This is a genomic window from Streptosporangium sp. NBC_01810 (assembly GCF_035917355.1).
Taxonomy (GTDB): Bacteria; Actinomycetota; Actinomycetes; order Streptosporangiales; family Streptosporangiaceae; genus Streptosporangium.
The window spans coordinates 3399108-3415939 of record NZ_CP109070.1 but is presented as its reverse complement, the minus strand read 5'-3'; the positions used below and the strand labels follow the sequence as shown (position 1 = coordinate 3415939).

General features: G+C 68.7%; 19 protein-coding genes and 1 pseudogene. 13 read left to right on the top strand and 7 right to left on the bottom strand.

The genetic code is table 11. The features are described 5' to 3' along the window. Window positions 1-132 precede the first annotated feature (132 nt). Window positions 133-483 carry a hypothetical protein gene (locus OIE13_RS15355; RefSeq protein WP_326639131.1) on the top strand — a complete coding sequence of 117 codons (351 nt, stop codon included), beginning with the start codon at window positions 133-135 and terminating at the stop codon, window positions 481-483. Between the two features lie 690 nt (window positions 484-1173). Here OIE13_RS15355 and OIE13_RS15350 read toward each other — a convergent pair. Further along, window positions 1174-1512 carry a hypothetical protein gene (locus tag OIE13_RS15350; protein WP_326639132.1) on the bottom strand — a complete coding sequence of 113 codons (339 nt, stop codon included), beginning with the start codon at window positions 1510-1512 and terminating at the stop codon, window positions 1174-1176. 527 nt (window positions 1513-2039) lie between these two features. On the opposite strand from OIE13_RS15350, the gene OIE13_RS15345 reads away from it, so the two are divergent. Next, complete coding sequence (locus tag OIE13_RS15345; RefSeq protein WP_326639133.1) at window positions 2040-2615, top strand: DUF5919 domain-containing protein; 576 nt, start codon at window positions 2040-2042, stop codon at window positions 2613-2615. 169 nt (window positions 2616-2784) lie between these two features. Here OIE13_RS15345 and OIE13_RS15340 read toward each other — a convergent pair whose 3' ends face one another. Then, window positions 2785-3942 (bottom strand): RtcB family protein, encoded by a 1158-nt coding sequence (locus OIE13_RS15340; protein ID WP_326639134.1) that lies wholly within the window; start codon window positions 3940-3942, stop codon window positions 2785-2787. Between the two features lie 453 nt (window positions 3943-4395). Between OIE13_RS15340 and moaA the strand changes: the two genes are divergently transcribed. From moaA to OIE13_RS15325, 3 genes are read left to right on the top strand one after another with little or no spacing between them, the layout of a single operon-like run. Further along, a complete protein-coding gene (moaA, locus tag OIE13_RS15335) occupies window positions 4396-5385 on the top strand; it encodes a GTP 3',8-cyclase MoaA (RefSeq protein WP_326639135.1) in 990 nt (329 codons plus the stop codon). Then, window positions 5382-6083 (top strand): molybdenum cofactor guanylyltransferase, encoded by a 702-nt coding sequence (gene mobA, locus OIE13_RS15330; protein ID WP_326639136.1) that lies wholly within the window; start codon window positions 5382-5384, stop codon window positions 6081-6083. The genes moaA and mobA overlap by 4 nt, the downstream gene beginning before the upstream one ends. Continuing rightward, complete coding sequence (locus OIE13_RS15325; protein WP_326647059.1) at window positions 6016-6264, top strand: DUF6457 domain-containing protein; 249 nt, start codon at window positions 6016-6018, stop codon at window positions 6262-6264. Before mobA ends, OIE13_RS15325 begins: the two co-directional genes overlap by 68 nt. Window positions 6265-6459: 195 nt before the next feature. On the opposite strand, the gene OIE13_RS15320 is transcribed toward OIE13_RS15325, so the two are convergent. Next, window positions 6460-6771: a DUF3099 domain-containing protein gene (locus OIE13_RS15320; protein ID WP_326639137.1), complete on the bottom strand. Its 312-nt coding sequence runs from the start codon at window positions 6769-6771 to the stop codon at window positions 6460-6462. A 75-nt stretch (window positions 6772-6846) separates the two neighbouring features. Between OIE13_RS15320 and OIE13_RS15315 the strand changes: the two genes are divergently transcribed. Continuing rightward, the gene (locus OIE13_RS15315; RefSeq protein ID WP_326639138.1) at window positions 6847-7059 is read left to right on the top strand and encodes a dodecin; all 213 of its coding nucleotides are present in this window, start codon (window positions 6847-6849) and stop codon (window positions 7057-7059) included. Between the two features lie 99 nt (window positions 7060-7158). Here OIE13_RS15315 and OIE13_RS15310 read toward each other — a convergent pair whose 3' ends face one another. Together OIE13_RS15310 and OIE13_RS15305 are read right to left on the bottom strand one after the other, a co-directional pair. Further along, the gene (locus OIE13_RS15310) at window positions 7159-8526 is read right to left on the bottom strand and encodes a metallopeptidase TldD-related protein (protein WP_326639139.1); all 1368 of its coding nucleotides are present in this window, start codon (window positions 8524-8526) and stop codon (window positions 7159-7161) included. 62 nt (window positions 8527-8588) lie between these two features. Further along, window positions 8589-10088: a TldD/PmbA family protein gene (locus OIE13_RS15305; protein ID WP_326639140.1), complete on the bottom strand. Its 1500-nt coding sequence runs from the start codon at window positions 10086-10088 to the stop codon at window positions 8589-8591. A 76-nt stretch (window positions 10089-10164) separates the two neighbouring features. Here OIE13_RS15305 and OIE13_RS15300 point away from each other — a divergent pair, with 76 nt between their 5' ends. From OIE13_RS15300 to OIE13_RS36720, 3 genes and pseudogenes are all read left to right on the top strand, one after another. Next, window positions 10165-10869, top strand: coding sequence for a beta-ketoacyl-ACP reductase (locus OIE13_RS15300; protein WP_326639141.1), 705 nt, complete (start codon window positions 10165-10167; stop codon window positions 10867-10869). A gap of 1 nt (window position 10870) precedes the next feature. Next, complete coding sequence (gene fabI / locus OIE13_RS15295) at window positions 10871-11635, top strand: enoyl-ACP reductase FabI (protein WP_326639142.1); 765 nt, start codon at window positions 10871-10873, stop codon at window positions 11633-11635. A gap of 92 nt (window positions 11636-11727) precedes the next feature. After that, window positions 11728-11831, top strand: a pseudogene (locus tag OIE13_RS36720) (IS481 family transposase); the annotation flags it as partial. On the opposite strand, the gene OIE13_RS15290 reads toward OIE13_RS36720, so the two are convergent. Together OIE13_RS15290 and OIE13_RS15285 are read right to left on the bottom strand one after the other, a co-directional pair. After that, window positions 11828-12700 carry a hypothetical protein gene (locus tag OIE13_RS15290; protein WP_326830157.1) on the bottom strand — a complete coding sequence of 291 codons (873 nt, stop codon included), beginning with the start codon at window positions 12698-12700 and terminating at the stop codon, window positions 11828-11830. The pseudogene OIE13_RS36720 and the gene OIE13_RS15290 overlap by 4 nt on opposite strands. A 174-nt stretch (window positions 12701-12874) precedes the next feature. Beyond that, on the bottom strand, window positions 12875-13819 hold the full coding sequence (locus OIE13_RS15285; protein WP_326639144.1) for an aldo/keto reductase: 945 nt from the start codon (window positions 13817-13819) through the stop codon (window positions 12875-12877). Window positions 13820-13884: 65 nt separating this feature from the next. On the opposite strand from OIE13_RS15285, the gene OIE13_RS15280 reads away from it, so the two are divergent. The 4 genes from OIE13_RS15280 (at window position 13885) to OIE13_RS15265 (ending at window position 16747) form a co-directional block, all read left to right on the top strand. After that, window positions 13885-14586 carry a histidine phosphatase family protein gene (locus OIE13_RS15280; protein WP_326639146.1) on the top strand — a complete coding sequence of 234 codons (702 nt, stop codon included), beginning with the start codon at window positions 13885-13887 and terminating at the stop codon, window positions 14584-14586. 9 nt (window positions 14587-14595) lie between these two features. Further along, the gene (locus OIE13_RS15275) at window positions 14596-15168 is read left to right on the top strand and encodes a DUF3090 domain-containing protein (RefSeq protein ID WP_326639148.1); all 573 of its coding nucleotides are present in this window, start codon (window positions 14596-14598) and stop codon (window positions 15166-15168) included. Then, a complete protein-coding gene (locus tag OIE13_RS15270; RefSeq protein WP_326639150.1) occupies window positions 15165-15926 on the top strand; it encodes an SCO1664 family protein in 762 nt (253 codons plus the stop codon). The genes OIE13_RS15275 and OIE13_RS15270 overlap by 4 nt, the downstream gene beginning before the upstream one ends. A 92-nt stretch (window positions 15927-16018) precedes the next feature. Beyond that, entirely contained in the window at window positions 16019-16747 is a 729-nt protein-coding gene (locus OIE13_RS15265; RefSeq protein WP_326639152.1) for an NRDE family protein, read from the top strand. The last annotated feature ends 85 nt before the right edge of the window (window positions 16748-16832 follow it).

Genomic DNA, 16832 nt, shown 5'->3' with positions numbered 1-16832 from the left:
CGGGCGGGCCGACCCACCGGCCGAGGTGTGGGCCGCCGCTCGGCTCCCGGGAGCGGGATGAGGGGGTCAGACGTCTGGTAGGAGGCGATCGAATCTATCGGGCCTATTGGGGCCGACACTAGGCTCTAGATCATGAAGCGTCTGATTGTCGTGGTGCTGGTGGTCGGTGGCCTTGCTGCTGCCGCCGTCGTAGGCGTCCTGGGGGCCGGCAGTTTCGTGGTGGATCGCCTGGGCTTGTTGTTGATGCCCCGCTCGCCGTTTCCCCGTTGTACCGACGATGACAAGCGGCTTGCTTCGGCTCTTGTAGTGCTCAGCATCCTTGATGCCCGTCCGGTCGAGGCGAAGCCGGACGGGAAACGTCTCGGGGGGTGCAATGACGATGACCGGCTCGCGTATGCCGAGCAGTCCTACCAGCTTTCAGCATCGCGTGCCGATGTGCCGTCCTTCTACCGCGAGGCTGCGATCAAGGACGGCTGGAAGTAGGCGCCGGTGCCGAAGCAGGAGGAGAGTGCAACGCAGGTCTGCCTCACTAAGGTCATCAACAGCCGGAATGTCTATCTGTCGGTGGGGTACTCCGACAGGCCGGAAGAGAAGGACAGCGATGACTACTTCTTGCAGGTCAGTTCTGGCCCCAGCGGGAGCAACCTGTGCTGATGCCTGGGAGGGGTGTTCGGCCGGTCTCGGTTCTGGAACGTGAGGGCTGACGACAACGGTGACGACAACGTCGGTCACCACGAGCACACGGCGACAGCCGTCCACCACCCTCTGACCTCGTGTTCGTTGAGCGGAACAGGGTGATCGTTCCGCCTGAAAAGCGGACGGTCGTATTCCTGTTTGCTGGAGGCGTGGCGGCGCAGGTCCCTCCAGATCCCACGCCGCCGCGCCCGTCTTACCGGGCTCTTCCGGACAGCAGCGCCGTCCAGATCACCCGAGCCTCATTGATTGGCCAGGGAAGGGTCTCTTGGACCTGGTGGCCGCTGTCGAGTTGAATGGTTCGCCGGACGAACGCCCGACCGGCGCCCTCGTACAGTTCGTAGACCGTGGCACGGCACCGACAGGTCCAGGTCACCGAGCGCGCCCGCTCAAGTGTCGGGTAGGGCTGCTGCCAGTCCAGTCGGATGTGGTCTCGCTGAGGCATTGCCACATGCGGACTCAGGCACTCGTCGAGCAGGGTCACGACGTGCGCTCCGCGACGCCTCCACACCGGTAGGCCGCTTTGAGGAGTTCCTCGTACCGTTGGGCGACGGAGTGGGCGACGGTGATCGGGCTGTCCACGCCGTGGACCCGGTACAGACGGCGGCCCGTCTTCACCGAGGTCTTCCCCGTCCACCAGCGGTAGGCGAGCCCGTCCGTCCAGACCAGGAGGTCGGTCCAGACGGAGACCAGGGCGACGCCGTGGCCCTCGTGGACATCGGCCGAGACGCCGCAGTGTTCGAGGCCGATGCGCAGGCGCTCAGCAGCCAGGGCCGCCGGGCATCGTTGAGTCGGCCCTTTCCGGCCGAGGGCGCTCATGACTCCAGCCCCTCCTGGTCGCGGAGCTGCTGGGCGAGTTCGGTGACGTCGTCGGCGTCGATTGTCCGGTAGAGACCCCGATTTATCTCTTCGTCGGTGAGGTGCCGGCCATTCCGAGTTGCCCACAAACGGCCCGCAGAACTACGCCAAATACACCATCCGGGAAATGCTGCCTGGAGGTCTTCCGGAATCACGGGTGTTGACATGGAGTAAGCGTCATTCCATTTGAGTGACGAACCCGCCGCGTTCCAGAGACGTCCAGGACGTTTCGAAGTTAGAGTTTAAAACGTCCTTGACGTCCTCACTCTCCGAGGTGCACCGTGGCCAACGTCCCCTTACGCCGCGCCATGCTCGATGCGAAACTGAGCAACCAGAACCTGGCGGACCGCTGCGAGGTGGATGTTAAGACGGTGGAACGTTGGTTACAGGATGAGGCGCGAGTCCCGCACCTCCGGCACCAGTTGGCCGCCGCTGAGGCAGTAGGAGTTGATACGTCCGTGTTGTGGCCAGAGGCTATCCGTAACACCGTGAAGACCGGCCCGGATCGAGAGGTTCTGACCGTCTATCCGTACCGGTCGGCGTGTCCCAAGTCGATCTGGCGCAACCTGATCACCTCGGCTCGCAACGAGATCGTCTTCGCCGGGTACACCAACTACTTCCTGTGGCTGGAGCACCCCAACCTCGCCAAGGTCCTCAAGCGCAAGGCCGAGCAGGGGTGCAAGATCCGGTTCCTGATCGGCGACCCGGACAGCGAGGTCACCCGCCGCCGCGAAGAGGTGGAGAACGTTCCGCTGACCGTCTCCACCCGCATCCGGATCACCCTTTCGGAGATCGAGCAGGTTCGGGACGTGCCCGGCATCGAGGCACGCTTCGGAGACGAGCACATCGCGATGAGCGTCTTCCGCTTCGACTCGGAGATGCTCGTGACCCCGCACCTGGCCAAGCTCGTCGGCCACGACTCGCCCATGATGCACCTGCGCCGCTACCAGGACGACGGGCTGTTCGACCGGTTCGGCTACCACGCCTCCGAGCTATGGAGCAACGGGCGGGACGTCTGGGCGGGAGAGCCGCGGAAGCCTGCGGAGAACGCGAGTTCTGGGTGACTAACTGGGTGACAACGACCACGGACAATGGTGGACGGTCGTGGACCGTACGCCCAGGTCAGGACCGGTATCGGCCCCGGCCGTGCTCCTGCTCGGATCGCCTTACAAGCGAGATGTCACTGATTTGGACCCAACAGTGCCCACTAGCCAGAACGCCCCGTGTCCGATTTTAGCCCTTGTAGTTGAACACCTGGCGCAGAGTGTGCTGGATCGCGACCAGGTCCTTCTGGTCCGCCATCACCTGGTCGATCGGCTTGTACGCCTGCGGGTGCTCGTCCACCAGGGCGGCGGCGCGGTTGGCGTTCCAGGTGCGGCCGCGCATCGCCTCGGTCAGGGACGCGGCCGTCAGCTCCCGCTTCGCCCGGGTGCGCGACATCCTGCGGCCCGCTCCGTGGGAGCAGGAGTTGTACGACATCGGGTTGCCGAGCCCGCGCACGATGTATGAGCGCGTCCCCATCGAGCCGGGGATCACGCCCTCGTCGCCGGTGTCGGCCTTGATGGCTCCCTTACGGGTGATCCACAGGTCCTTGCCGTCGTACGTCTCCTGCTGCGTGAAGTTGTGATGGCAGTTGATCGTCCGGAGCCGCTGACCCTTGCCGACGACCTGGAACAGGGCGTTGCTCAGCACCTTGTCCATCTGGGCGCGCGAGGCCATGGCGTAGTGCTGCGACCACAACATGTCCTCGATGTAGGCGGTGAACTCCGGGGTGTCCTGCACCAGGTAGGCCAGGTCCGGGTCCTCCAGGCCGATGGCCTGCTTCTTCATCATCTTCTTGGCATCGACGATGTGCTTGGTGGCGAGCAGGTTGCCGATGCCGCGCGAGCCTGAGTGCAACACCGTCCAGACCCGGTCACGCTCGTCGAGGCAGACCTCGACGAAGTGGTTGCCGGACCCGAGGGTGCCGAACTGCAGGGACACCTTCTTCTCCTGATGAGGGGTCAGGTCGGTGTGCGGGCGGCCGAGGTCGCTCAGCGCGCGGTCCATGGACGGGTCGTCGTGGCCCTTGCCGACGCCGGCGGGAATTCGCTTCTCCACCAGGGGCATCAGGGCGTCGAGGGTGTCGGGGAGGTCGGCGGCGGTGAGGGTTGTCTCGGTGGCGACCATGCCGCAGCCGATGTCGACGCCGACGGCGGCCGGGATGATCGCTCCTTCGGTGGGGATCACCGATCCGACCGTCGCGCCGATGCCGATGTGCGCGTCGGGCATGAGAGCGACGTGTCCGGAGACGATGGGCAGGCGGGCGGCTCGCGCGGCCTGCATGATCGTACCCTCGTCGATCTCGCTGGCCCACGACACCAGGTTTGGTGCGGGCTGGTTCGGCATCATGGTCTCCTTCTGTTGCGAGATCCAGTTTGCCCACCTCTGAGAGGAGATCCCACTCATTTTATCGGGCGCCGTAGATCATGGTTGCTCGCCGTACCTCCCCCGCTCCCGCTCGGGTAGCGCTAGTGTCCCTCGGTCGGCGTCAATTCCATCTGAATCGCCTGACTTCGATGGAGGCACGAGGTGGTCGCGCACCTGCGGCAGCTGGTCTGCGTCAAGGGCTGAGCGATCGGTCTGCGACCAGGGCGTGCGGGGCCGTTTCGAGGGACGTGAGGACGCAGGGATCTCAGGGACCGTGAGGGGCTGAGATCATTCCTGACAGATCTGACGATCTCCCAAGGAATCAACCATCCCGTGATGATGTTGGAGTGGTCAAGGCCCGTTTAGGGCTGGGTGGGGGGCCGGCCATAGGCTGGCCCCCTGCTCAATAGATGACCGACTGGGAGGTGGCGCCCCGTGTTGCAGGATTCGTTCGGTCGTGTGGCGACCGATCTGCGGGTGTCCCTCACGGACCGTTGCAACCTGCGCTGTTCCTACTGCATGCCGGCCGAGGGCCTGGAATGGTTGCCCAAGCCCGAACTGCTGACCGCTGACGAGATCGTCCGGCTGGTCGCCATCGGGGTGGAGCGGCTGGGCATCACCGAGGTCCGCTACACCGGCGGCGAGCCACTGCTCCGCCGAGAGCTGGTCGACATCGTGGCCCGCACCACCGCGCTCAGCCCCACCCCGCAGGTCTCGCTGACCACCAACGGGATCGGGCTGAGCCGGACGGCCGCCGCGTTGGCCGACGCGGGCCTGCACCGGGTCAACGTCTCCCTTGACACCCTCGACCGCGAGACCTTCAAGAAGCTCGCGCACCGCGACCGGCTGGCCGACGTCCTTGAGGGCCTGGAGGCGGCTCACACCGCCGGACTGCGCCCCCTCAAGGTCAACACCGTGCTGATGCGCGGGGTCAACGACCACGAAGCCGTGCCGCTGCTGCGCTACTGCCTGGAGCGAGGTTACGAGCTCCGGTTCATCGAGCAGATGCCGCTGGACGCCCAGCACGGCTGGCGCCGGGAGAACATGATCACGGCTGACGAGATCCTCGCCCGGCTCAAGGCCGCCTTCGACCTGACCGACGACGACCCGGTGGAACGTGGCAGCGCCCCGGCGGAGCTGTTCCTCGTCGAGGGCGGCCCGGCCAGGGTCGGCGTCATCGGCTCGGTCACCCGCCCGTTCTGCGGTGCGTGCGACCGGGTGCGGCTCACCGCCGACGGCCAGATCCGCAACTGCCTGTTCGCCACGGACGAGTCCGACCTGAGGATCGCGATGCGCTCGGGGGCGAGCGACGACGAGATCGTCGAGCGCTGGCGGTCCGCGGTCCGGATCAAGAAGGCCGGTCACGGCATCGACGATCCCGCCTTCCTACAGCCCTCCCGCCCTATGTCCGCCATCGGCGGATGACCGCCCGCCACGACGCCTGCGTCCTGGCGGGCGGTCTCGCGAGACGGCTCGGCGGGCGGGACAAGCCCGCCCTGCACGTTTCCGGCCGCCCGCTGGTCGAGTCGGTGGCCGCCGCCGTGCCCGGCGCGGGAAGGCTGGTCGTCGTCGGGCCGCCCCGCCCCGGGCTGCCGCGCGCGATCTTCCGCCGTGAGGATCCACCCGGAGGCGGCCCCGTTCCGGCGTTGCGGGCGGGGCTGGCCGAGGTGACCGCGCCGTGGGTGGTGCTGCTCGCCGCCGACCTCCCGTTCCTGACCGCCGAGCACGTGTCCGCGCTGCTGGACGCGGCCGGTGCGGGACCGGGGACGGCGCCCTACGCCGAGGGGACACGGGTGGGAGCGGTGCTCGTCGACGACGCCGGTCGCGAGCAGTGGCTCGCCGGAGCCTGGCATACGGCGAGTCTGGTGCGGGCGCTCGCCCGCTACGAGGGGCGGTCGCTGCACGGGTTGCTGGCCCCGCTCGCCCCGGTCACGCTTCGTCTCGCCGGGCAGCCGTGGTTCGATTGCGACACCATGGATGATCTGCAGCGGGCCAGGGCGCGGGCTGAGGAGGCCCGGGACGGGCGCTACCGCGGAGAAGGAGCGAGAGTTGAACGTGCTGACGGAGTGGACCGCGCTGGTCTGCCGGGAACTGGGCATCGATCCCGCGACGGTCGACCGTGACGAGGTGCTCGACCTGACAAAGGAGGTCGCGCACGGGGTGGCCCGGCCGGCCGCGCCGCTGACGGCCTATCTGCTCGGCATAGCCCTGGGGGCGGGCACGGCGCCGCCGGACATCGTGGAAAGGCTGACCGCGATGGCGCGTAACTGGGAGCAGACAACCGATACACAGGGCGAGAAATAACGCCGGAGAAAAGGCGGAAACAAGTAAAAGTTTGAGAAAAGGGCGACGCCGGGTGGTTACGGGGGCAAACCACCCGGCGTCGCTTCATCGGCGTTCCGACGGGGGCCCGGAACGCCGGCACCAGTGCCCCGACGGGGGACCAGGGCACTTGGCTAAAGCGTACACCTACAACCCTTAGAGTGCGTCAAGACTTAGTCACGACCCGATCTCGCGTCGGTGGCGTGGAATCTCGCTCTGTCTGGAATCTTCCACGTCAGGGGCTGCTGTCGCCCCACGTGGTGGCGCGTTGGCCCCGATCACGGCAATGTACGGTAAAAAGATCGCACCGGCGAAGAGCAGTAGTCGGACGGGCAGCGGAGCGGGCACGGTGAAGGCGAGGATCAGGCAGATCAGCCGGATCCCCATCTTGATGAAGTAGCTCTTCTCCCGCTTGCCGATGTCGGCACTCAGGGAGGGCTGGGCATCCGTCACCTGATGAACTACCGGGCGCTTGTGCCATCCCCTCACGATTACCAATCTAGGCCTCATATCGGCTGGTGGCGAACGGTCATGTAATCATCGCTTTCCGGGAAGAAGCATGAGATGACAGATCGAACGTATCGGGTGACCGAGATAGTCGGCACTTCGGGTGAGAGCATCGAGGCCGCCGTGCGTAACGGGGTCCGCCGCGCCTCCCGGACCCTGCGTCACCTCGACTGGTTCGAGGTGACCGAGATCAGAGGGCACATCGAGGAGGGGGAGATCGGTCACTTCCAGATCGGGATGAAGGTCGGATTCCGTCTGGAGGGCGACTGAGCCCGTCTGCGGCGTGGCCCCGGTGGCGCGGCCCCCTCCTCCGCCCCGCGAGGCGCCGTCCGATCGATCCTCGCCACGGCAAGATCCGCCAGGCAGGGCCTAGTTGGCCTGGCTGACCGTCGACATGTTGAAATCGGGCACCCGGATCGCCGGCATGATCGCGCGGTTGAAGTAGTCGCCCCACTCGCGCGGCAGGGTCTGCTCGGAGGCGCCGACCTCGGTGAGGCGGCGGAGCAGGTCCACCGGGCTCTCGTTGAAGCGGAAGTTGTTCACCTCGCCCACGACCTCGCCGTTCTCCACCAGGTAGACGCCGTCGCGGGTCAGGCCGGTCAGCAGCAGCGTCTGCGGGTCGACCTCGCGGATGTACCACAGGCAGGTGAGCAGCAGGCCACGCTCGGTGGAGGCGATCATCTCCTCCAGTGACCGGCCGCCCTCGGGTCCCCGCATGATCAGGTTGTCGATGGCCGGGGTCACCGGCAGGCCGGTCAGCTCGGCCGAGTACCGGGTCTGCAGCAGGTTGGCCAGCTTTCCGTCGGAGATCCAGTCGGTGGCCGCCAGCGGTAACCCGTTGTCGAACACCGAGTTCTCCCGGCTGGAGGCGTGCGCCACCACGAACGGCGGGCACTCGACGCCCGGCGCGGCGGGGTCACCGTACAGGCGGATCGGCGACTCCGAGAGGGTCTCGCCGACGCGGGTGCCGCCGCCGGGCCGGGAGAAGACGGTGCGTCCCTCCAGGGCGTCGCGGGCTCCGGCCGTCCAGTACAGATAGATCATCAGGTCGGACACGGCCGTCGGTGGCAGCAGCGTCTCGTACCGGCCCGCGGGCAGGTCGACACGGTTCTTCGCCCACTCGAGTCGCCGGGCCAGCGTGGCGTCCAGAGCCGCCACGTCGATGTCGGAGAAGTCGCGGGTGGACACGCCGATCCACGCCGAGCGCTTCATGTCCAAGGACTTGGCGTTGAGCTCCAGACGGCCGGTGGGCTGGGCGTGCCGCAGCCTGGTGCCCGTGGAGGTGCCCACGAAGGTCGTCGTGACCGTGTGCTCGGCGAACCCGTACAGCCTGCGCCCGCTCGCCTCGGCCGCGGTGAAGGCCTCGCCCAGGGCGGGGGCGAAGGCGCCGAACACCCCTATCGAGGTCGGCTCGGCGAGGTCGTCCCAGTCGCTGGAGCGGGCGCCCTCCAGCAGCGGCCGGGCGTCCTCGGACGGCTGGGCGTCCTCCGCGGCGTGGTCGGCGGCCGCCACGACGTCGTCGAGCTGGTCGGGGTGGACCGCCGCCCGCGACACCACGCCCACACCCCGGCCCACGATCGAGATCACGGTGAGCTGCGAGGAGCGGGACACGCCGTTGGTGGTGAGGGTGTTGCCCGCGAAGCGCAGGTTGGCGCTCGTCCCCTCGTCCACGATCACAACGACCTCGTCGGCCGTGGAGAGCTCAAGAGCCTTCTCGATCATCTCCTGGGGGCTCATCCCACTCCTCTCCTGCCGGCTCGCCCGGCCGCCGCCTTCTGCTGTCCGCTCGCCGTACGCGCTCAACTGCCACTCTCCTGGGCGGTGTTGAGGACGCGCACGCCGCGGAAGAGCGCCGACGGGCAGCCGTGGCTGACCGGGGCGACCTGGCCAGGTTGCCCCTTACCGCAGTTGAACGCCCCGCCGAGCACGTACGTCTGCGGCCCGCCGACCGCCGCCATCGACCGCCAGAAGTCGGTGGTCGTGGCCTGGTAGGCGACGTCGCGCAACTGCCCGGCGAGCCTGCCGTTCTTGATCAGATAAAACCGCTGGCCGGTGAACTGGAAATTGTAACGCTGCATGTCGATGGACCAGCTCTTGTCGCCCACCACGTAGATGCCCCGGTCGACGCCGGAGATCAGTTCCTCGGTGGTGGGGCCGTCGGGTGCCGGTCGCAGTGACACGTTCGCCATGCGCTGGATCGGGGTGTTGCCGGGGGAGTCGGCGAAGGCACAGCCGTTGGAGGCGCCCAGGCCCTTCAGCAGTGCCATCCGCCGGTCGAGCTGGTAGCCGACCAGTACGCCGCCGGAGACGATGTCGAACTCCCTGGTCGCAACCCCCTCGTCGTCGTAGCCGATCGTGGCCAGGCCGTGCTCGACGGTGCGGTCGCCGACCACGTTCATCACCTGCGAGCCGTACACCAGCTTGCCGAGCTGGTCGAAGGTGGCGAAGCTCGTCCCGGCGTACGCCGCCTCGTAGCCGAGGGCGCGGTCGAGCTCGGTGGCGTGCCCGACCGACTCGTGGATCGTCAGCCACAGGTTCGACGGATCGATCACCAGGTCGTACGGCCCGGCCTCGACGGAGGGGGCCTTGAGCTTCTCCTCAAGGAGTTCGGGAACGCGCGCGAGCTCGCCGGGGAAGTCCCAGCCGGTGCCGGTGAGGTACTCGTGCCCCCGGCCCGCGGGTGGGGCGAGCGTCCGCATCGAGTCGAAACGGCCGTCCAGCACCCTCATCGCCTGCAACTGGGGGTGGACGCGCACCCGCTGCTGCGTGGTGGAGGTCCCGGCCGTGTCGGCGTAGAACTTCTGCTCCTTGACCTGCATCAGCGACGCCTGGACGTGGTCCACCCTGGGATCTGCCAGCAGGCCGCGTGACCAGTCGGCGAGCAGCGCCGCCTTGTCACGCATCGGCACCTCGAACGGGTCGAGTTCGTAGGAGGAGACCCAGGTGACGTCGGAGTGAACCGGCTCGGGCGCCAGTTCGACGGGCTCGCGGTTGATCGCCGCGGAGACGAGCGCCACCTCCACCGCCTGCTCGGCGACACGGGCGGCCGCCTCGGGGGTGAGCTCGATGCCCCCGGCGAAGCCCCAGGTGCCGTTCCTGACGACCCGCACGGCATAACCCAGGGTGTCGGCGTCGATGGAGCCCTCAAGGGCGGCGTCGGACAGGCGTATGGTCTCTCCGCGGATGCGTTCCAGCCGGAAGTCGGCGTGCTCGGCGCCCAGGTCCCGGGCGCGCTGCAGGGCCGCGTCCGCCAGCCGCCGCAGCGGCAGGGCGAGAAAGTCGGAATCGATCTGGCGCATGTCAACGATCCTAACCCTGCGATCTTGTCCTTCCCGGACAAGAGGGTTACTCCTAAGTAGCCGATACCTTCTGACCATGGCTCGATCTGTTCTCGTAACCGGCGGCAATCGCGGCATCGGCCTCGCGATCGCCCGCGAACTCGCCCAGGCAGGCGACGCCGTCGCCGTGACCTACCGTTCCGGACAGCCCCCCGAGGGGCTGTTCGGCGTGCGCTGCGATGTGACCAGCACGGCCGACGTGGACGCCGCGTTCGCGAAGGTCGAGGCCGAGTACGGCCCGGTCGAGGTGCTCATCGCCAACGCGGGCATCGCCAAGGACACGCTGCTGCCGATGATGAAGGAGGAGACCTTCACCGATGTCATCGACGCCAACCTGACCGGCGCCTACCGGGTCGCCAAGCGCGCCACCCGCGGCATGCTGCGGCTCAAGCGCGGGCGCATCGTGCTGATCTCCTCGGTGGTGGCCATGCTCGGCTCGGCGGGGCAGAGCAACTACGCCGCCTCCAAGGCCGGGATGATCGGTTTCGCCCGGTCGGCGGCCAGGGAACTGGGCTCGCGCAACATCACGGTCAACGTGGTCGCCCCCGGCTTCGTGGAGACCGACATGACGGCCGAACTCGACGAGTCATACCAAGAGCAGATCAGAAAGAACATCCCCCTGGGTCGCTACGCCAGCCCTGAGGAGATCGCACGCGTGGTCAGGTTCCTGGCCGGCGAGGACGCCGCCTACATCACCGGGGCTGTCATCCCCGTTGACGGCGGCCTTGGAATGGGGCACTGACGTGGGAATTCTCGAAGGCAAGCGGCTTCTCGTCACCGGGGTGCTCACCGACTCCTCCATCGCCTTCTCGGTGGCCAAGCTGGCCCAGCAGGAGGGCGCCCAGATCGTGCTCACCGGTTTCGGCCGGCTCAGCCTGGTCGAGCGCATCGCCAAGCGCCTGCCGGAGCCGCCGCCGGTGCTGGAGCTCGACGTCACCAGCACCGAGCACCTCGACTCCCTGGCCGACCGGGTCGGCGAGCACCTCGGCGGCCTGGACGGGGTGGTGCACGCCATCGGCTTCGCCCCCCAGACCGCCCTGGGCGGCAACTTCCTGAACACCTCCTGGGAGGACGTGGCGACCGCCGTCCAGGTCTCCACCTACTCGTTCAAGTCGCTCGCGGTGGCCGCGCTCCCGCTCATGAAGGAGGGCGGCGCGATCGTCGGCCTCGACTTCGACGCCACCAAGGCCTGGCCGGTGTACGACTGGATGGGGGTGGCCAAGGCCGGCCTGGAGTCCTGCTCCCGCTACCTGGCCCGCGATCTGGGCAAGCACGGCATCCGGGTCAACCTTGTCGCGGCGGGTCCGCTCCGGACCATGGCCGCCAAGAGCATCCCCGGCTTCGGCGAGTTCGAGGACAGCTGGCCCGCCAAGGCCCCGATCGGCTGGGACGTCAACGACCCGATCCCGGCGGCCAAGGCGTGTGTCGCCCTGCTGTCGGACTGGTTCCCCGCCACGACCGGTGAGATCGTCCATGTCGACGGCGGCGTTCACGCCATCGGCGCCTAACCAGGCCCTGTCCCGCGGGCCGGGCGGTGCCTCGCGGGGCGGGAGGAGCCGCGGCGTTCCGCGGTGACCGACGACGCGGCGGGGGCGCCGCCTTCACCACCTGGCCGCACAGGTACGACCATCACCGGGGACACACCGCACTTGGAGGCTTCCACCCGCCGGCCGCGTCACCGACCTGCCTGGGCAGTACACCTAGGCCACCCGGTGATGGCTCGGCGGCACCGGCTCGAAGGGTATCGACTCCTTGACCTTCCGCCTGCTGTACAGCAGGCGGACCGCGAGGATGGCCAGGATGAGCAGCGCGGTGGTGAGCACGGTACCCACCGTGTCGGACGACCGGCTGGGCGTCACCGGCCGTTCGTTCGACATCTGCCGCTGGAGCTCCTGTATCAGCGGAGCCGGCCAGAGCAGTTCCACCCGGGGCGCCTCGGCGTCGACCACGGGTGACGGCACCACGGGTGACGGCTCGGAGGCCACCGGTGCGCCCGCGTCGGTCGCGGGTGTGTCGGCCTCCGGATACGGCGATTGTGAGGGCTTTCGCGTCCGGCCGGTCGGCACTGGTTCCTTCCGCGCGGGCTCGTGGTCGTGGTCGCGTGAGGGGCTCGGCGACGGCGTGGACAGGGCCGTCCCCTGCGGGAGGGAACTCGCCGACGGGTCCGGGCACTTGGGGGAGGCCGCCGCGGACCGGCAGGCATCGGCGGGATCTCCGGGACGCGGCACGTCGCCGGAGGGAGTCTCCTCTCCCGTCGTGGGGGGAGCGTCGGTGGCCGAGGTGTCCGGTGCCTGTGTCGCCCTCTTGGTGTCGGCGGGCGTCTGAGCCGTGGTGGCGACGGTGTCGTCGTCGGCGGGCGAGGATGAGAGCGGGGAGGTGTCGCCCGTGAGGCTGCTCACCACGTTGTCCACGGTCCGGCAGATCCCGCCCGTCACGGTGCCCAGGAGCCCTCCGTGATCGCAGTCGTTCACCTGCGTGACGGCACTCGCCCGAGCGGTGTCCACCGATCCGGCCGCCGGGATCCCGCTGCCCAGCACCAGCGCCAGGGCGCCTGCCGACATCGCGGTTCGCACTCGTCTCCCTTCCCCGGATCGGATGTCGGCCATGGTGTCCTGCCGACATCCGGGTGCCCCACCACCTGTTCGACAGTCTTGTGGGGAGGCCCGGTTTTTTCACGGAAAGTTGCTATTCGGTATCGAGTAGTGATACGCGAGGCGAATTCTCGTTCGGTTTCCGTCCGGGGTGCCTCAGTCGGCCGACACGTCGTCGAGTGCTTCCCTGATCTCCACCGGCAATGTCAGATCCTCGGCCTGGAGCACCCCGGACAGCTGCGAGTGGGTGCGGGCGCCGACGATGGCGGAGGCCACCCCCGGCTGGTCGCGTACCCACGACAGGGCCACCGACAGCGGTGAGACGCCGAGCCCTTCGGCGGCGGTCGTCACCGACTCCACGACCCGGCGGCACCGCTCGTCGAGGTAGGGCATGACGAAATCGGCGAAGTGCGGGGTCGCGGCCCGAGAGTCGGCGGGGATGCCCGTGCGGTACTTGCCGGTGAGGACCCCGCGCCCGAGCGGCGACCAGGCGAGCACCCCGGCGCCGACATACTCGGCGGCGGGGATCAGCTCGCGCTCGGCCTCTCTGGCCAGGAGCGAGTACTCGACCTGGGCCGCGACGATCGGCACCCGCCCTGGAACCGCACGCTGCCCCGCGGCGGCGGTCGCCAGCTGCCAGCCCGCGTAGTCGCACACCCCGGCGTACGCGGCCCGCCCGGAGGACACGATCGCGTCCACGGCGGCCAGGGTCTCCTCCAGCGGGACGTCGGGATCGAAGGCGTGCAGCTGCCACAGGTCGACCTCGTTGACGCCCAGGCGGGTCAGGGAGGCGTCGATCGCGGCGACCAGATGCTTCCTGGAGGCGTCACGGGGTCTGCGCCCGGCCGGGGTGAGCACGGCCTTGGTGGACAGCACCAGCTCCGAACGCGGCACCGAGTCGCGCAGCAGCCGCCCGAGCAACCGCTCGGCGTCGCCGCCCGTGTAGACGTCGGCGGTGTCGATGAGCGTGCCGCCGGCCTCGGCGAACATGCGAAGCTGCGCCGCGGCCTCCTCGGCGCCGGTGTCACGCCCCCACGTCATCGTCCCCAGTCCCAGGCGGGACACCGACAAGCCGCTCCGGCCCACATAGCGCTGCTCCATGATCCGGCCAGATTACCGCCCGGCCCCTTAAAAGTAGTGGAGTGAGGGCTGCAAGACTTGCCCGCGTGACGACCTTGTTGCTGGCCAGACACGGCCTTACCCACCTCACCGGTCCGGTCCTCGCGGGCTGGACCCCGGATGTTCACCTCAGCGACGCGGGACAGGCCCAGGCGAAGGCCCTCGCCGCCCGGCTGACCTCGCTGGAGCTCGACGCGATCGTCTCCAGCCCGCTGGAACGCTGTCAGGAGACCGCGCAGGCGGTCGCCGAGGGGCGAGGGGAGGCGGAGGTGCTGACCGATGAGCGCTTCGGCGAGTGCCGCTACGGTGACTGGACGGGCCGCCCGATCGCCGAACTCGTCAAGGACCCTCTCTGGCCGGTGGTGCAGGCCCATCCGAGCGCGGTGACGTTCCCCGGGGGAGAGTTCCTGCCGGCCGTCCAGTACCGCGCGGTGGCGGCGGTCAGGGAATGGAACGAGCGTCTCGGCCCGAAGGCGGTCTACCTCGTCTGCAGCCACGGAGACGTGATCAAGGCCATCGTGGCCGACGCCATGGGTCTGCATCTGGACCAGTTCCAACGGATAGTCGCTGATCCGGCCTCGCTCACCGTCATTCGCTACACCCCCTTGCGCCCTTTCGTGCTCAGGCTCAACGACACGGGCGGAGATGTGGCCGGATTGCGCCTCGCGGAGGGTTCGGAAGGCGAGGACGGGGGAGAAAATCCCACCGGGAGTGATGCCGCAGTCGGCGGCGGATCCGGGACCACGTAAGGTCGGGCTATGCCGGTCTTCGACTACGATCCACCCGAGAGATTCGTGGCCGGTGCCGTGGGGCAACCGGGATCACGAACCTTCTTCCTTCAGGCGCGGGGGCAGGGCAGGCTGACCACCGTGGCGCTGGAGAAGTTCCAGGTCGCCGCACTGGCAGACCGCCTCGACCAGCTGCTCGACGAGGTGCTGCGGCGTGGTGAGGCCGACGCCCCGGTGCCCGCCGTCGCTCCGGCCGCGCCGGCCGACAACGCCCCTCTCGACGTGCCGATCAGTGAGGACTTCCGCGTCGGCACCATGGCCCTGGCCTGGGACTCCGAGGCCGCCCAGGTGGTCATCGAGGCACAGGAGGCCGGGGTCGAGGAGGAGTTCGAGCCGTCCACGCTCGCCGAGCCCACGGCACTGCGTGTGCACATCAGCCCAGACGCTGCCAGGGCCTTCACCAAGCGGGCCATGGCACTGGTCGCCGCCGGGCGCCCGCCCTGCCCGCTCTGCGCCCAGCCTCTCGATGCCGAAGGGCATATTTGTGTGCGGCTCAACGGTTACCGGGGTAGTAGCGCTTCATCTGGTGGAGGAGGCGAATGAGCGCTGAGAGCGAGCCGACGCTGAGTGCGGTGCCGGCCACGGGGCTGGATGACGAGACCGCGATGCGTCTGCTCCGTGACGGCCGGTTGGATGTGGCGGGTCGCCTGGTCGAGGCGACCAACATGACGCTTTACTGTTCGGTCCGGCTCGGTGAGCTCGCGGCGGCCTGCGTGTACAAGCCGGTACGGGGTGAGCGCCCGCTCTGGGACTTCCCCGACGGAACCCTGGCTGCTCGCGAGGTCGCCGCCTACGAGGTCTCCGCGGCGATCGGCTGGCGGATCGTGCCGCCCACCGTCTACCGGGACGGCCCGTTCGGCCCGGGAATGTGCCAGCTCTGGATCGACACCGACCCCGAGGTCGACCTGATGGTGCTGATCCGCAGCCGCCAGCCCTCGCTGCGGCGGATGGCCGTCTTCGACGCCGTCGTCAACAACGCCGACCGTAAAGGGGGCCACCTGCTGCCGCTCGCCGACGGCCATGTCTACGGGGTTGACCACGGGGTCTCCTTCTCCGCCGAGGACAAGCTCCGCACCGTGCTCTGGCAGTGGCGCGGCAAGCCCCTGTCTCGCGAGGCCATGAACGTCCTGACCCGCCTCGAACGCGACCTGGAGCAGGGGCGGCTCGGCCGCCGCCTCCGGGAACTCCTCACTCTCCCCGAGGTTGAGGCCACCTGGTCACGGGTCCGCAGGCTCCTTGACACCGGCCTGCACCCCCTCCCCTCCAAGGAGTGGCCGGCCCTCCCGTGGCCGCCGATCTGAGTTCCCGCGCGGTGGAGATCGCGACCTCGGACTTCTCGCCGGCGAAGGACCCCGATCCGAGCCCGCTCGCGGCGGGGGCGTAGCCTCCGGGCATGTGCACGGTTGTCGTCAGCATCGATCCGAGCGCGGAGATCCCCCTGATCGTGGTCGGGGTGCGCGATGAGTTCACCGGCCGGCCCTGGGTTCCTCCGGCGGGACACTGGCACGAGGACCGGCCCGGCCTGATCGGCGGCCGAGACCTTCAGGGGGGCGGAACCTGGCTGGCCGTCGACCCCCGGGCCAGGAGGGTTGGGGCCCTTCTCAACGGGCGCGGTGTGCTCGCCCCGGAGGAGACGCGCCGCTCACGGGGCGACCTCCCGCTCCTGGCGGCGGCCGGAGGCGGGCCGGTGGAGAGCGACCTCGGCCGCTACGACCCCTTCCACCTGCTGCGGGCCGATCCCGCCGGGGCCTGCCTGTGGCACTGGGACGGGGCCGCGCTGGAGCGAGACGTCCTTCCTCCGGGAACCCACATGATCGTAAACAGCGGCTGGGAACGCGGTGCGGAGAACGAGCGCGTCGCGTTCTTCCGCCCCCTGTTCGCCAAGGCCGGCCGCCCCTCGGAGCTTGACGGCCCCTGGGAGGAGTGGCGGGAACTCGCCACCGGGGCAGGGGTTCCCCCGGAGGACCCCCGGACCATGATCATCTATCATGAGCTGCCCGACGGGCGGATCTTCGGCTCCCTTTCCGTCACCCTGCTCGCCCTGGCGCCGGGCGGTATCCGCTACGACTTCACCGCCGCTCCCCGTGATCCGGGTGCCTTCCGCGAAGTTCTCATGGAATGATCTGGGCCGCTCGCGGAGTTGAGACGAATGCCTCTGTATCCACCACTCCGAGCCGATCGGGGTGGTCTGTCTGCTCGATAGGCTC

Coding starts and splice junctions, on each gene's coding strand:
- OIE13_RS15355 (WP_326639131.1), top strand. CDS start 133: ATGAAGCGTCTGATTGTCGTGGTGCTGGTGGTCGGTGGCCTTGCTGCT.
- OIE13_RS15350 (WP_326639132.1), bottom strand. CDS start 1,512: ATGAGCGCCCTCGGCCGGAAAGGGCCGACTCAACGATGCCCGGCGGCC.
- OIE13_RS15340 (WP_326639134.1), bottom strand. CDS start 3,942: ATGATGCCGAACCAGCCCGCACCAAACCTGGTGTCGTGGGCCAGCGAG.
- mobA (WP_326639136.1), top strand. CDS start 5,382: ATGACCGCCCGCCACGACGCCTGCGTCCTGGCGGGCGGTCTCGCGAGA.
- OIE13_RS15315 (WP_326639138.1), top strand. CDS start 6,847: ATGACAGATCGAACGTATCGGGTGACCGAGATAGTCGGCACTTCGGGT.
- OIE13_RS15310 (WP_326639139.1), bottom strand. CDS start 8,526: ATGAGCCCCCAGGAGATGATCGAGAAGGCTCTTGAGCTCTCCACGGCC.
- OIE13_RS15305 (WP_326639140.1), bottom strand. CDS start 10,088: ATGCGCCAGATCGATTCCGACTTTCTCGCCCTGCCGCTGCGGCGGCTG.
- OIE13_RS15300 (WP_326639141.1), top strand. CDS start 10,165: ATGGCTCGATCTGTTCTCGTAACCGGCGGCAATCGCGGCATCGGCCTC.
- OIE13_RS15285 (WP_326639144.1), bottom strand. CDS start 13,819: ATGGAGCAGCGCTATGTGGGCCGGAGCGGCTTGTCGGTGTCCCGCCTG.
- OIE13_RS15275 (WP_326639148.1), top strand. CDS start 14,596: ATGCCGGTCTTCGACTACGATCCACCCGAGAGATTCGTGGCCGGTGCC.
- OIE13_RS15270 (WP_326639150.1), top strand. CDS start 15,165: ATGAGCGCTGAGAGCGAGCCGACGCTGAGTGCGGTGCCGGCCACGGGG.
- OIE13_RS15265 (WP_326639152.1), top strand. CDS start 16,019: ATGTGCACGGTTGTCGTCAGCATCGATCCGAGCGCGGAGATCCCCCTG.